Origin of the sequence: Enterobacter sp. MGH85 (genome assembly GCF_001037655.1) — a bacterium.
GTDB classification, from domain to species: Bacteria; Pseudomonadota; Gammaproteobacteria; order Enterobacterales; family Enterobacteriaceae; genus Enterobacter; species Enterobacter intestinihominis.
Map to the genome: position 1 here is coordinate 3898699 of NZ_KQ089925.1, position 14611 is coordinate 3913309.

General features: G+C 59.4%; 13 protein-coding genes. 10 read left to right on the forward strand and 3 right to left on the reverse strand.

The genetic code is table 11. The features are described from left to right. The first annotated feature begins 51 nt into the window (after positions 1 to 51). Positions 52 to 1236: a NupC/NupG family nucleoside CNT transporter gene (locus SK51_RS18580; protein ID WP_023305841.1), complete on the forward strand. Its 1185-nt coding sequence runs from the start codon at positions 52 to 54 to the stop codon at positions 1234 to 1236. An 82-nt stretch (positions 1237 to 1318) separates the two neighbouring features. Here the strand turns inward: SK51_RS18580 and SK51_RS18585 are convergent, their stop codons facing one another. Then, the gene (locus SK51_RS18585; RefSeq protein ID WP_023305840.1) at positions 1319 to 1738 is read right to left on the reverse strand and encodes a DUF3574 domain-containing protein; all 420 of its coding nucleotides are present in this window, start codon (positions 1736 to 1738) and stop codon (positions 1319 to 1321) included. A 72-nt stretch (positions 1739 to 1810) separates the two neighbouring features. Next, positions 1811 to 3319 carry a sodium/proline symporter PutP gene (gene putP, locus SK51_RS18590; protein ID WP_022647686.1) on the reverse strand — a complete coding sequence of 503 codons (1509 nt, stop codon included), beginning with the start codon at positions 3317 to 3319 and terminating at the stop codon, positions 1811 to 1813. 422 nt (positions 3320 to 3741) lie between these two features. Here putP and putA point away from each other — a divergent pair, with 422 nt between their 5' ends. Together putA and SK51_RS18600 are read left to right on the forward strand one after the other, a co-directional pair. Then, entirely contained in the window at positions 3742 to 7704 is a 3963-nt protein-coding gene (gene putA / locus SK51_RS18595) for a trifunctional transcriptional regulator/proline dehydrogenase/L-glutamate gamma-semialdehyde dehydrogenase (protein ID WP_023305839.1), read from the forward strand. A gap of 101 nt (positions 7705 to 7805) precedes the next feature. Further along, a complete protein-coding gene (locus tag SK51_RS18600) occupies positions 7806 to 8201 on the forward strand; it encodes a lysozyme inhibitor LprI family protein (RefSeq protein ID WP_022647684.1) in 396 nt (131 codons plus the stop codon). On the opposite strand, the gene rutR is transcribed toward SK51_RS18600, so the two are convergent. After that, positions 8198 to 8836: an HTH-type transcriptional regulator RutR gene (gene rutR / locus SK51_RS18605; RefSeq protein WP_023305837.1), complete on the reverse strand. Its 639-nt coding sequence runs from the start codon at positions 8834 to 8836 to the stop codon at positions 8198 to 8200. The two genes, SK51_RS18600 and rutR, sit on opposite strands and share 4 nt — an antisense overlap. Before the next feature lie 245 nt (positions 8837 to 9081). On the opposite strand from rutR, the gene rutA reads away from it, so the two are divergent. From rutA to rutG, 7 genes are read left to right on the forward strand one after another with little or no spacing between them, the layout of a single operon-like run. Next, positions 9082 to 10173: a pyrimidine utilization protein A gene (gene rutA / locus SK51_RS18610; protein WP_023305836.1), complete on the forward strand. Its 1092-nt coding sequence runs from the start codon at positions 9082 to 9084 to the stop codon at positions 10171 to 10173. Further along, a complete protein-coding gene (rutB, locus tag SK51_RS18615; protein WP_022647681.1) occupies positions 10173 to 10862 on the forward strand; it encodes a pyrimidine utilization protein B in 690 nt (229 codons plus the stop codon). Before rutA ends, rutB begins: the two co-directional genes overlap by 1 nt. A gap of 11 nt (positions 10863 to 10873) precedes the next feature. Continuing rightward, positions 10874 to 11260 carry a pyrimidine utilization protein C gene (gene rutC, locus SK51_RS18620; protein ID WP_015570870.1) on the forward strand — a complete coding sequence of 129 codons (387 nt, stop codon included), beginning with the start codon at positions 10874 to 10876 and terminating at the stop codon, positions 11258 to 11260. 7 nt (positions 11261 to 11267) lie between these two features. Further along, positions 11268 to 12068 (forward strand): pyrimidine utilization protein D, encoded by an 801-nt coding sequence (gene rutD, locus SK51_RS18625; RefSeq protein ID WP_023305835.1) that lies wholly within the window; start codon positions 11268 to 11270, stop codon positions 12066 to 12068. Positions 12069 to 12077: 9 nt separating this feature from the next. Next, a complete protein-coding gene (locus SK51_RS18630) occupies positions 12078 to 12668 on the forward strand; it encodes a malonic semialdehyde reductase (RefSeq protein ID WP_022647679.1) in 591 nt (196 codons plus the stop codon). A gap of 9 nt (positions 12669 to 12677) precedes the next feature. After that, complete coding sequence (gene rutF, locus SK51_RS18635) at positions 12678 to 13172, forward strand: NADH-dependent FMN reductase RutF (RefSeq protein WP_048206936.1); 495 nt, start codon at positions 12678 to 12680, stop codon at positions 13170 to 13172. 21 nt (positions 13173 to 13193) lie between these two features. Further along, on the forward strand, positions 13194 to 14510 hold the full coding sequence (gene rutG, locus SK51_RS18640) for a pyrimidine utilization transport protein G (protein ID WP_032676333.1): 1317 nt from the start codon (positions 13194 to 13196) through the stop codon (positions 14508 to 14510). The last annotated feature ends 101 nt before the right edge of the window (positions 14511 to 14611 follow it).

Below are 14611 nucleotides of genomic sequence, written 5' to 3' on the forward strand. Positions count from 1 at the left end.
AACCGGGGCTGTGGCTAAATGTCCGCCTCGAAAACCAACTGAAAATAAACCATGTTTAAAATTGTCCATTTCCTGCTGGCGCTGGTGATTATTCTTGCGCTTGCCTGGCTGGTGAGTTTCGACCGCCGAAAAATTCGCATTCGTTTCGTTTTACAGCTGATCGTGATTGAAATCGCGCTGGCATTCTTTTTTCTGCATGCAGAAAGCGGCCTCTTCATTATTAAACATGTCTCCGGTTTCTTTGAATCACTGCTTAAATTCGCTGCCGAAGGGACGAATTTTGTCTTTGGCGGGATGGGTGAAAAAGGGCTGGCGTTCATTTTCCTTGGCGTGCTCTGCCCCATTATTTTTATCTCGGCGCTGATTGGTATTCTGCAGCACTGGCGTATTCTGCCGATCTTTATTCGGGTTATCGGGACGCTGCTGTCAAAACTGAACGGCATGGGCAAGCTGGAATCCTTTAACGCGGTGAGCTCACTGATACTCGGTCAGTCTGAAAACTTCATTGCCTACAAGGGCGTGTTGGGCGATCTCTCCTCACGCCGCCTGTTTACGATGGCTGCAACGGCGATGTCGACGGTTTCGCTGTCGATTGTCGGTGCCTATATGACCATGCTCGACGCCAGATTTGTCGTCGCGGCACTGATCCTGAACATGTTCAGCACCTTTATTATCCTTTCGGTCATTAACCCGGCCCGCCCGGAAGCCGAACCCGATATCAAACTGGAAAAGCTGCATGAATCCCAGAGCTTCTTTGAAATGCTGGGCGAATATATTCTGGCCGGTTTTAAGGTGGCGATGATTATTCTGGCGATGCTGATAGGCTTTATCGCCCTTATTAGCGCCGTTAATGCCCTCTTCTCCAGCGTATTTGGCCTGAGCTTCCAGCAGATTCTGGGTTACGTGTTTTATCCGCTGGCGTGGCTTATTGGTATTCCGCTGAGCGATGCCTTAAGCGCGGGCAGTATTATGGCAACCAAACTGGTGGCGAATGAATTTGTGGCGATGATCGAGCTGCAAAAAATAGCCCACCAAATGTCACCGCGCGGACTGGGGATTTTGTCAGTGTTCCTGGTGTCGTTCGCTAACTTTGCCTCCATTGGTATTGTGGCGGGGGCAATAAAAGGCCTGAACGAGCAACAGGGTAATGTGGTGTCGCGGTTTGGTTTACGCCTGGTGTACGGGGCAACGCTGGTGAGTTTGCTGTCGGCGAGCTTTGCGGGGTTGGTGTTGTAAGTTTTGTGCGGTTAATGCCCGGCGGCGCTTCGCTTACACGGGCCTACGATACAACAACGGCGGGATTTCCCGCCGTTTTTTATTAAAACTGTACGCACACCGGCTGGTCGACCCGCATCACCGACTCCTGTGCGAAGCGGGATTTATAAATACCGCGTAAAGCCTCAATGTTTTTCTCGCTCTGCGCGTCTTTGCCGTGGATCAGCATCAGCGCCTTGCTCGGCTCGCGCGCCACCTTGCCGTCGTTACCCAGCCACTGACCACGGGCATCAAACACCGTTAAGCCATCGCGAAAGCGCGGCGTCACGTCCTGGTCGACAAACTGCTGCCATTCGTTGCCTGTAATTTGCGCCCCGGCAGGACGGTTTAAGCCGAAATAGAGCGTGGTTTGCTGCATCTGATTTTCTGCTTTGCAGGTTTCCACCGCCGCATGCTGCGCGGGTGCGTTACAGCCCGCCAGCATTACGAATGCTGCCACCATTAGCCCTGTTTTAATTCTCATTGATGAAGACTCACATAGGTGAAAGGACTATCCCCTCTCCCCACCGGGGAGAGGGTTAGGGTGAGGGGGAAATTACTCAGCCTGGAGCTTAGACGGCGGCGCTGAGTGGTAATGCGCATCCGCTTCCGCAAAGCGCTTCTGCATAGATGCAGACGGCGCTTTACCCAGCAGGCTAAACACCACAATACCGAGGCTGCCGAAGATGAAGCCCGGGATAATTTCGTACAGGCCCAGCCACGCGAACTGTTTCCAGACGATAACGGTAACCGCACCGATGATCATCCCCGCCAGCGCGCCGTTGCGGGTCATGCGTGACCACAGAACGGAGAACAGCACCACCGGACCAAATGCGGCGCCAAAGCCCGCCCACGCGTAGCTCACCAGCCCCAGCACGCGGTTTTCCGGGTTAGCCGCCAGCGCAATCGCCACCAGCGCCACCAGCAGCACCATAAAACGCCCTACCCACACTAACTCTTTCTGGCTCGCGCCCTTACGCAGGAACGCTTTGTAGAGGTCTTCGGTGATGGCACTGGAGCACACCAGCAGCTGACAGCTCAGGGTGGACATGACTGCCGCCAGGATCGCGGAGAGCAGGATACCGGCAATCCACGGGTTGAACAGGATCTGCGCCAGCTCGATGAACACGCGCTCGGCGTTCTGGTTCACCGCGCCCGCCTGCGCCGGGTTGTTGTTGAAGTAGGCGATACCGAAGAAACCGACCGCGCACGCCCCCGCCAGACACAGGATCATCCACGTCATGCTGATGCGACGCGCGTGAACGATGGTGTGGTGAGAATCCGCCGCCATAAAGCGCGCCAGAATGTGCGGCTGACCGAAGTAGCCCAGGCCCCAGCCCATCAGGGAGACGATGGCCACGAAGTTCAGCCCTTTCAGCATATCGACGTTTTCGATGCTCTTCTGCTTGATCACTTCCAGCGATTCGCCAAAGCCGCCGACGGTAAAAATCACAATTATCGGGGTCAGGATCAGGGCGAAAATCATCAGACTCGCCTGCACGGTATCGGTCCAGCTTACCGCCAGGAATCCGCCCACGAAGGTATAGAGGATGGTCGCGGCCGCACCGGCCCACAGCGCCGTTTCATAGCTCATGCCGAAGGTGCTTTCGAACAGGCGCGCGCCCGCCACAATGCCGGAGGCACAGTAGATGGTGAAGAACAGCAGGATCACCACCGCAGAGATAATACGCAATATGCGGCTGTTATCTTCAAAGCGTCCGGTGAAGTAATCCGGCAGCGTCAGGGCGTTGTTGTTGGCTTCGGTATGCACACGCAGACGGCCTGCTACCAGCTTCCAGTTGATCCATGCGCCAACGGTCAGGCCGATGGCGATCCAGCTTTCGGAGATACCGGAGATGAAAATCGCGCCCGGCAGCCCCATCAGCAGCCAGCCACTCATGTCGGAAGCGCCCGCTGAGAGCGCGGTGACCATCGGGCCTAAGCTGCGCCCGCCGAGGATGTAGTCGTCAAAGTTTTTAGTGGACCGCCATGCCAAAAACCCTATCAGGATCATGCCAAAAATATAAACGAGAAATGTCACCAGCATCGGTGTGCTAATAGCCATTCAAATTCTCCAAAATGTCGAGCGACAGCCGTCCGGGCTGCCTTGTTATGTCATCACCGGAACGTAGTGATGTGTGTATGTGTTTCCGTTGGGCGCGCTATCCTGCCGTATACGCATCCCACTGACAAACGATTTAACACTGCATTTACATGAATTTCATCCCTGGTTTTATACGTCTTTCCTATAGGTTGCACTCGCTCACGCTTTTATGGGTTGCACCTTTAAAAAATGTTAAGCACCGCATAAAAACTGGGCTCAGAAACCGCCGCGCGTTCTTTTTCACAGCTAACTAATCGTTAACAATCCATTCATTTTCCAGCTTGCAGACCAGGTCACATTTAACACGGTTGCACAAAGTTGCAACATGGTGGATATTTCACGCTATCAACAGAACGCTATTACAGAACAACAGGAGTTTTGGCATGGGGATGACCACCATGGGGGTTAAGCTGGATGACGCTACCCGCGAACGGATTAAAACCGCTGCGACCCGTATCGACCGCACGCCGCACTGGTTAATCAAGCAGGCGATTTTTAACTATCTGGAAAGACTGGAGAGTGAAGAAGGTCTGCCGGAGCTGCCTGCCCTGCTGGCGGGCGCTGCGAACGAAGGCGAAGAGGCCGCGACGGCCGCTGATGAGAACCACCAGCCGTTCCTGGAATTTGCCGAGCAGATCCTGCCGCAGTCCGTCAGCCGCGCCGCCATTACCGGCGCCTATCGCCGTGCCGAAACCGACGCCGTGCCGATGCTGCTGGAGCAGGCGCGCCTGCCGGAAGCCGTTGCCGCTCAGGCGCACAGCCTGGCGTATCAGCTCGCCGACAAGCTGCGTAATCAGAAAACCGCCAGCGGACGCGCCGGTATGGTGCAGGGTCTGTTGCAGGAGTTCTCCCTCTCCTCGCAGGAAGGCGTGGCGCTGATGTGTCTGGCGGAAGCGCTGCTGCGTATCCCAGATAAAGCCACCCGCGATGCCCTGATCCGCGACAAAATCAGCAACGGCAACTGGCACTCCCACATTGGCCGCAGCCCGTCCCTGTTTGTGAACGCCGCCACCTGGGGCCTGCTGTTTACTGGCAAGCTGGTCTCCACCCATAACGAAGCCAACCTGTCGCGCTCCCTGAACCGTATTATCGGCAAGAGCGGCGAGCCGCTGATCCGCAAGGGTGTGGACATGGCGATGCGCCTGATGGGCGAGCAGTTCGTCACCGGGGAAACCATTGCCGAAGCGCTGGCGAACGCCCGCAAGCTGGAAGACAAAGGCTTCCGCTACTCCTACGATATGCTGGGCGAAGCGGCGCTGACCGCCGCCGACGCGCAGGCCTACATGGTCTCTTACCAGCAGGCGATCCACGCCATCGGTAAAGCGTCCAACGGTCGCGGTATTTATGAAGGGCCAGGCATCTCTATCAAGCTTTCCGCCCTGCACCCGCGCTACAGCCGCGCGCAGTACGACCGGGTGATGGAAGAACTCTACCCGCGCCTGAAGTCCCTGACCCTGCTGGCGCGCCAGTATGACATCGGCCTCAACATCGACGCCGAAGAGGCGGATCGTCTGGAGATCTCCCTCGATCTGCTGGAAAAACTGTGCTTCGAGCCGGAGCTGGCGGGCTGGAACGGGATTGGTTTCGTTATCCAGGCCTACCAGAAACGCTGCCCGTTCGTCATTGACTACCTGATTGACCTGGCCAGCCGCAGCCGTCGCCGCCTGATGATCCGTCTGGTGAAGGGTGCCTACTGGGACAGCGAAATCAAACGCGCCCAGATGGAAGGACTGGAAGGCTATCCGGTCTATACCCGCAAGGTCTACACCGACGTCTCTTACCTCGCCTGCGCGAAAAAACTGCTCGGCGTGCCGAACCTGATTTATCCGCAGTTCGCCACCCACAACGCCCACACCCTGGCGGCGATCTACAGCCTGGCGGGTCAGAACTACTATCCGGGCCAGTACGAGTTCCAGTGTCTGCATGGCATGGGTGAACCGCTGTACGAGCAGGTGACCGGTAAAGTGGCCGACGGCAAGCTGAACCGTCCGTGCCGTATTTATGCCCCGGTAGGTACTCACGAAACCCTGCTGGCCTACCTGGTGCGTCGTCTGCTGGAGAACGGGGCGAACACCTCCTTCGTTAACCGCATCGCCGATACCACCCTGCCGCTGGACGAACTGGTGGCCGATCCGGTACAGGCCGTAGAGAAGATGGCGGCGCAGGAAGGCCAGATTGGTCTGCCGCATCCGAAGATTGCCCTGCCGCGCGAGCTGTATGGTGCAGGCCGCGTCAACTCGGCGGGTCTGGATCTCGCCAACGAACACCGTCTGGCGTCGCTCTCTTCTGCCCTGCTTAACAGCGCATTGCAGAAGTGGCAGGCCAAACCGATCCTTGAGCAGTCCGTTGAAGACGGTGAAATGCAGCCGGTGATCAACCCGGCAGAGCCGAAGGATATCGTCGGCTACGTGCGCGAAGCCACAGAAGCGGAAGTGGATCAGGCTTTGGAGAGCGCGGTGAACAACGCGCCAATCTGGTTTGCCACCCCGCCGCAGGAGCGTGCCGCCATTCTGGAACGCGCGGCGGTGCTGATGGAAGATCAGATGCAGCAGCTTATCGGCATTCTGGTGCGTGAAGCGGGTAAAACCTTCAGCAACGCCATCGCCGAAGTGCGCGAGGCGGTCGACTTCCTGCACTACTACGCCGGTCAGGTGCGCGATGATTTCGACAACGAAACGCACCGTCCGCTCGGCCCGGTGGTCTGTATCAGCCCGTGGAACTTCCCGCTGGCAATCTTCACCGGCCAGATTGCCGCGGCCCTTGCCGCAGGCAACAGCGTGCTGGCAAAACCGGCAGAGCAGACTCCGCTGATTGCCGCTCAGGGCATCAACATTCTGCTGGAAGCGGGCGTACCGGCGGGCGTGGTGCAGCTGTTGCCGGGGCGCGGTGAAACGGTGGGTGCCAAACTGACCTCCGATAACCGCGTGCGCGGCGTGATGTTTACCGGTTCGACCGAAGTAGCCTCCCTGCTGCAACGCAACATCGCCACCCGTCTGGATGCGCAGGGCCGTCCAACGCCGCTGATCGCTGAAACCGGCGGCATGAACGCCATGATCGTGGACTCCTCCGCGCTCACTGAGCAGGTCGTCGTTGACGTGCTGGCCTCTGCCTTCGACAGCGCGGGTCAACGCTGTTCCGCCCTGCGCGTGCTGTGCTTACAGGATGACGTGGCTGACCACACGCTGAAGATGCTGCGCGGTGCGATGGCGGAATGCCGCATGGGCAACCCGGGCCGTCTCACCACCGATATCGGGCCGGTGATCGACGCGGAAGCCAAAGCCAACATCGAAAACCACATTCAGGCCATGCGTGCCAAAGGCCGTCCGGTGTTCCAGGCGGTGCGTGAGAACAGTGAAGATGCCCGCGAGTGGCAGACCGGCACCTTCGTGCCGCCAACGCTGATTGAGCTGGCAAGCTTCGACGAGCTGAAAAAAGAGGTCTTCGGCCCGGTACTGCACGTTGTGCGCTACAACCGTAACAACCTCAACGAGCTGATCGATCAGATCAACGCCTCGGGTTACGGCCTGACGCTCGGTGTACATACTCGTATCGACGAAACCATTGCCCAGGTGACCGGCAATGCTAAAGTCGGCAACCTGTACGTCAACCGTAATATGGTCGGCGCAGTCGTGGGCGTGCAGCCGTTCGGCGGTGAAGGCCTCTCCGGCACCGGTCCGAAAGCGGGTGGCCCGCTCTACCTGTACCGTCTGCTGGCTAACCGTCCGGAGAACGCCCTGGGCGTGACCCTGGCGCGTCAGGACGCACACTATCCGGTGGATACGCAGGTGAAAACCGTGCTGACCCAGCCGCTGGAGGCGCTGATCGCCTGGGCGGAAAAACGTCCTGAACTGCGTGCCGTCGCCCGGCAGTACGGCGAACTGGCACAGGCGGGAACACAGCGTCTGCTGCCGGGTCCAACCGGTGAGCGCAACACCTGGACGCTGATGCCGCGCGAGCGTGTGCTGTGCATGGCGGATGACGAGCAGGATGCGCTGGTGCAGCTGGCAGCCGCTACAGCAACGGGCTGTGAGGTGCTGTGGCCGGAAGATGCGCTGCATCGCGACCTCGCCAAACAGTTGCCAAAAGCGGTCTCGGCTCGCATTCGCTTTGCGAAGGCCGATGCCCTGCTGACCCAGCCGTTTGACGCGGTGATCTACCACGGTGATTCCGACCAGCTGCGCGAACTGTGTGAGCAGGTTGCGGCCCGCAGCGGTGCCATCGTTTCCGTGCAGGGCTTTGCGCGCGGGGAAACCAACCTGCTGCTGGAGCGTCTGTACGTGGAGCGCTCGCTCAGCGTCAACACCGCGGCGGCAGGCGGTAACGCCAGCCTGATGACAATCGGTTAATCGTGTAAACTTTCCCCGGTGACGCTACGCTTACCGGGGCTACAAAATCACCGTAGGCCGGATAAGCGCAGCGCATCCGGCTTTTTTACACGGAGGGAATGATGAAAAGAGTATTTCTCGCAGGCGCAGCACTGCTGCTCAGCGCCAGTGCGCTTGCCGACGAGTGCGACAAAGCGACCACCCAGACAGAACTCAGTGCCTGTGCGGCAGAGCAGTACCAGGCTGCGGATAAAAAGCTCAACCAGACGTACCAGGCCGCCATCAAACGCGCGGCAGCCCCTCAGCGCGACCTGCTGAAAAAGGCGCAGCAGGCGTGGATCGCCCTGCGTGACGCAGACTGTAAATTGATGGGTTCAGGAACCGAAGGTGGCACTATTCAGCCGATGATTATCAACCAGTGCCTGACGGAGAAAACAGCGGAGCGCGAAGCCTTTCTGGCCTCGTTGATGCAGTGTGAAGAGGGCAATTTAAGCTGCCCTTTCCAACCGGCTGATTAACGCACGCGGATCCCTTCAATAATCATCCGCTGCACGTTTTCCAGGGTGCTCTGGAAAAACGCCTCGTCCTGGAGCGTTTTACCGGTTACCGCCTCGACCTGGGCCGCGAAGTCAGCGTAGTGCTGGGTTGAGGCCCAAATCATGAAAATCAGATGCTGCGGATCGACGGGCGCCAGTTTTCCGCTGGCGACCCATCCGGCAATAATGGCCGATTTTTCGTCCACCAGCTGCTTTAGATCTCCCGTCAGCTCCGCCTGCAACAGCGGCGCGCCCTGTAACATCTCCAGACAAAACAGCCTCGATGCCTGGGGATAATCGCGCGACACCTCCAGCTTCAGGCGAATATACTCCCCGATGGCCACCAGCGGAGCCAGCTCTTCGCGAAACGCCTTAAGCGGCGCAAGCCAGATATCCAGGATCTGCTGCATCACCGCCACATATAGCGCCTCTTTCGACGGGTAGTAGTAGAGCAGATTGGTCTTGGACACCCCGGCCTGCTCCGCCACCTGCTCAAGGCGCGTACCGTGAATACCAAACTGCGAAAATGTCTCCAGCGCGGCGCTGAGGATCGCCTGTTTCTTGGCGCTCACCGCCTGCGAACGTTTACCGGGTGTTTTCACTGCGCCTTGTGTCATTTTCGCTCTCCATTTTCTGTCCTGCGCTCAGCATAGCAAAACCCCCGTCTCGCCACGACCTTCTGCACCCTCAGCGCGCATGAGTGCCTGTTTTCTGTGCAATGATTTTGACCACTTAGTCCACATTTTCGCTGTTAAATTTAACAACCACCAGTTAACACCCTAATAACAAAGTATTTTTCAAAACTGGCACTCCCTTTGCAAAAACGTCGTGACACCTGCAACGTAATGAAGAGAGGTTCGTGATGAAAATTGGCGTATTTGTACCGATCGGCAACAACGGCTGGCTTATCTCGACCACGGCCCCGCAATACATGCCGACCTTTGAGCTGAATAAAGCCATCGTGCAGAAAGCGGAGCATTACCACTTCGACTTTGCGCTCTCGATGATCAAGCTGCGCGGTTTCGGCGGTAAGACCGAATTCTGGGACCACAACCTGGAGTCCTTTACCCTGATGGCGGGCCTGGCGGCGGTAACCTCGCGCATCCAGATTTACGCCACCGCCGCCACCCTTACCCTTCCCCCGGCAATCGTGGCGCGGATGGCCTCCACCATCGACTCCATCTCCGGCGGGCGCTTTGGCGTCAACCTTGTCACCGGCTGGCAAAAGCCGGAGTACGAGCAGATGGGGATCTGGCCGGGTGACGATTACTTCTCCCGTCGCTACGACTACCTGACTGAATACGTGCAGGTGCTGCGCGATCTGTGGGGCACCGGCAAAAGCGATTTCAAAGGCGACTTCTTCACCATGAACGACTGCCGCGTCAGCCCGCAGCCGTCGGTGCCGATGAAGGTGATATGCGCCGGACAGAGCGACGCGGGAATGGAATTCTCGGCGAAATACGCCGACTTCAACTTCTGCTTCGGCAAAGGCGTTAACACCCCGGCCGCCTTCGCGCCCACCGCGGCACGCATGAAAGCGGCCGCCGACAAAATCGGGCGCGACGTGGGCTCCTACGTGCTGTTTATGGTGATTGCCGACGAAACCGACGACGCCGCGCGCGCCAAATGGGAACGATACAAGGACGGCGCCGACGAGGAAGCCCTGAGCTGGCTGACCGAGCAGAGCCAGAAGGATACCCGCTCCGGCGCGGACACCAACGTTCGCCAGATGGCCGACCCGACGTCTGCCGTCAATATCAACATGGGCACCCTGGTTGGCTCGTATGCCAGCGTCGCCAGAATGCTCGACGAAGTGGCTGCCGTGCCCGGCGCCGAAGGCGTGCTGCTGACCTTCGATGATTTTCTCACCGGCGTGGAAACCTTCGGCGAGCGTATTCAGCCGCTGATGCAGTGCCGCGCCCACATCCCTGCCGTGACGAAGGAGGTGGCGTAATGACGACCCTCAACGCTCGCCCGGAGGCCATCACCTTTGACGCGCAGCAGAGCGCGCTGATCGTGGTGGATATGCAAAACGCCTATGCCAGTAAAGGCGGGTATCTGGATCTGGCCGGGTTCGACGTCTCGGCCACGCAGCCGGTGATTGAGAATATCAAAACCGCCGTGAGCGCCGCGCGTGCTGCGGGCATGCTGATCGTCTGGTTCCAGAACGGCTGGGACGACCAGTACGTCGAAGCTGGCGGTCCCGGCTCACCCAACTTTCACAAATCCAACGCCCTGAAAACCATGCGCCAACGGCCTGAACTCCAGGGCACGCTGCTGGCGAAAGGCGGCTGGGATTATCAACTGGTGGATGAGCTGGTACCGGAAGCTGGCGATATCGTACTGCCGAAACCGCGCTACAGCGGCTTTTTCAATACCCCGCTCGACAGCCTGCTGCGCAGCCGGGGCATTCGTCATCTGGTCTTTACGGGCATTGCCACCAACGTCTGCGTGGAGTCCACCCTGCGCGACGGCTTCTTCCTCGAGTATTTTGGCGTGGTGCTGGAAGACGCTACCCATCAGGCCGGGCCGGATTTTGCCCAGAAAGCCGCCCTGTTCAATATCGAAACCTTTTTTGGCTGGGTCAGTAACGTCAATGATTTCTGCGACGCGCTGGATCCCCCGCTCGCCCGCATCGCCTGAGGAGAACCGCTATGCCGAAATCCGTGATTATTCCGCCGGGCACCAGCACCCCGATAGCCCCGTTTGTCCCCGGTACCCTCGCCGACGGCGTGGTGTATGTCTCAGGCACGCTGCCGTTTGATAAAGACAACAACGTGGTGTTTATCGATGACCCAAAGGCGCAAACCCGCCACGTGCTGGAGACGATCAAAACCGTGATCGAAACGGCGGGTGGCACGATGGAGGACGTGACCTTCAACAGCATCTTTATCACCGACTGGAAAAACTACGCCGCGATTAACGAGATCTACGCGGAGTTTTTCCCCGGCGATAAACCGGCGCGATTTTGCATCCAGTGCGGGCTGGTAAAGCCTGAAGCGCTGGTTGAAATTGCCACCGTTGCGCACATCGCGAAGTGAGGCCGCCATGAAACTGTCCATTTCCCCGCCCCCCTTTGCGGGCGCGCCCGCGGTGGTGCTGATTGCCGGGCTCGGCGGCAGCGGCAGCTACTGGCTGCCTCAGCTCGCCGTGCTGGGGCAGGAGTATCAGGTGGTGTGCTACGACCAGCGGGGCACGGGGAATAACCCGGATACCCTGCCGGAAGATTACACCCTCGCACACATGGCCGACGAGCTCGCACTGGCGTTAGCCGGGGCCGGGATCGCCCGTTACTGCGTGGTCGGCCACGCGCTGGGGGCGCTGGTCGGCCTGCGGCTGGCTATCGATAAGCCTGACGCCCTCACCGCGCTGGTTTGTGTCAACGGCTGGCTGACCCTCAATGCCCATACCCGACGCTGTTTTGACGTTCGCGAACGTCTGCTGCATGCGGGCGGGGCTCAGGCGTGGGTAGAGGCACAGCCGCTGTTTCTTTACCCGGCAGACTGGATGGCCGCCCGCGCTCCGCGGCTGGAGGCCGAGGAAGCGCTGGCGCTGGCCCATTTCCAGGGCAAAGCCAATCTGCTGCGCAGGCTGCATGCGCTGAAACAGGCTGATTTCAGCCGCCACGCTGCACGCGTTCGCTGCCCCGTGCAGATTATTTGTTCCACCGACGATCTGCTGGTGCCGTCCGTCTGCTCCGCGGAACTGTACGCCGCCCTCCCGCACGCCCGCAAAACGGTCATGCGTCAGGGCGGGCATGCCTGCAACGTGACCGCGCCGGACATCTTTAACACGCTGCTGCTGAACGGGCTTGCCAGCCTGCTGCACAGCCCTGAACCCGCTTTGTAAGGAGCCTGAATGAGCGAAGCCATCACGCCCGCCGCGCTGGAAACGCTGTTTACCGGCGCACGTACCCATAACGGCTGGCTGGATATACCGGTCAGTGACGAGACGCTGCGCGAGATTTATGACCTGATGAAATGGGGGCCGACGTCCGCCAACTGTTCCCCGGCGCGCATTGTCTTTGTGCGAAGCCCGGAAGGAAAAGAGAAGCTGCGCCCGGCGCTCTCCAGCGGCAACCTTGAGAAAACGCTCACAGCCCCGGTCACGGCAATTGTCGCCTGGGACAGCGAGTTTTATGAGCGCCTGCCTGTACTGTTCCCGCACGGCGATGCCAGAAGCTGGTTTACCTCCAGCCCCGCACTGGCGGAAGAGACCGCCTTTCGCAACAGTTCGATGCAGGCCGCGTACCTGATCTTCGCCTGCCGCGCGCTCGGGCTCGACACCGGGCCGATGTCCGGCTTTGACCGGGAAAAAGTGGACGCGGCCTTTTTCACGGGCACGCTGCTTAAAAGCAATCTGCTGATTAACATCGGCTATGGCGATATGAGCAAAGTCTATGGGCGCTTACCGCGTCTGACCTTCGAAGACGCCTGCGGGCTGGCGTAAGGAGCCATCATGACGACACCCGATCAACAAACCTTCCGTGATGCCATGGCCTGCGTCGGTGCGGCGGTCAATATCATCACCACCGACGGCCCTGCGGGAATGGCGGGCTTTACCGCAAGCGCGGTATGCAGCGTGACCGATTCCCCGCCCACTCTGCTGGTTTGCCTCAACCGTGGCGCGTCCGTCTGGCCGATTTTCAGCGAGAACCGCACCTTGTGCGTTAACAGGCTGAGTGCCGGACAGGAGCCATTATCCAACCTGTTTGGCGGTAAAACGCCGATGGCGGAACGCTTTGCCGCTGCCCGCTGGCAGACAGGCGACACGGGCTGTCCACGTCTGGAAAATGCCCTGGCCTCGTTCGACTGCCGCATCAGCCAGGTGGTTAGCGTCGGCACCCACGACATTCTGTTTTGCGACATCGTATCCATCGTTCGCCACCCGGCACCGCAAGGGCTGGTGTGGTTCGACCGCGGCTATCACGCACTTATGCGACCCGCCTGTTAATCCGCATTCAGGAGACAGAACATGTTCGGACTTCCCCACTGGCAGTTGAAATCGACCTCCACAGAAGCAGGCGTGGTCGCGCCGGATGAAAGGCTCCCGCTCGGGCAGACAATGGTGATGGGCGTGCAGCATGCGGTCGCGATGTTTGGTGCGACGGTGCTAATGCCCATGCTGATGGGGCTGGATCCTAACCTCGCCATTTTGATGTCGGGTATGGGTACCCTGCTGTTCTTTTTTGTCACCGGCGGGCGCGTGCCCAGCTATCTGGGCTCCAGCGCCGCCTTTGTGGGAGTCGTTATTGCAGCGACCGGGTTTAACGGTCAGGGCATTAACCCCAACCTGAGCGTGGCCCTCGGCGGCATTATCGCCTGTGGGCTGGTCTACACCCTGACCGGTCTGGTGGTGATGAAAGTCGGCACGCGCTGGATCGAGCGGATGATGCCCCCCGTCGTCACCGGGGCGGTGGTGATGGCGATAGGCCTGAACCTCGCGCCGATTGCGGTGAAGAGCGTATCCGGCTCGCCGTTTGAAAGCTGGATGGCGGTGATTACGGTGCTGTGCATCGGCGTGGTGGCGGTCTTTACGCGCGGGATGATCCAGCGGCTGCTGATCCTGGTCGGGCTGATTGCGGCCTGTCTGATCTACGCGCTGCTGGCGAACGTGTTTGGTCTCGGCAAGCCGGTTGATTTCACACTGATTCACCAGGCCGCCTGGTTCGGGATGCCGCACATGACCTCGCCCACCTTTAACGCTCAGGCGATGATGCTCATCGCGCCTGTCGCGGTGATCCTGGTGGCTGAAAACCTGGGCCACCTGAAAGCCGTAGCGGGAATGACCGGGCGCAATATGGACCCGTATATGGGGCGGGCGTTTGTGGGAGACGGTCTGGCGACCATGCTCTCCGGCTCGGTCGGCGGCAGCGGCGTGACGACCTACGCGGAAAACATCGGCGTGATGGCAGTGACCAAAGTCTACTCGACGCTGGTCTTCGTGGCGGCGGCGGTGATGGCGATACTGCTCGGCTTTTCCCCAAAATTCGGCGCATTGATCCACACCATCCCGGCACCCGTGATTGGCGGCGCCTCGATTGTTGTATTTGGTCTGATTGCCGTCGCGGGGGCACGCATCTGGGTGCAGAATCATGTTGATCTGAGCCAGAACGGTAACCTGATCATGGTGGCGGTCACGCTGGTGCTGGGCGCAGGCGACTTCGCCCTGACGCTGGGCGGGTTTACGATTGGCGGGATTGGTACGGCGACCTTCGGCGCGATCCTGCTCAACGCCCTGCTTAGCCGCCGCAAAGGGGATAAAGCGCAAGCGGAAGCCATCACCCCCTGAACCTGAAATAGCCGGGTGACGCTACGCTTACCCGGCCTACATGCCAATTGTAGGCCCGTGCAAGCGAAGCGCCGCCGGGCAAAACGGACAGCGTGCGCGTT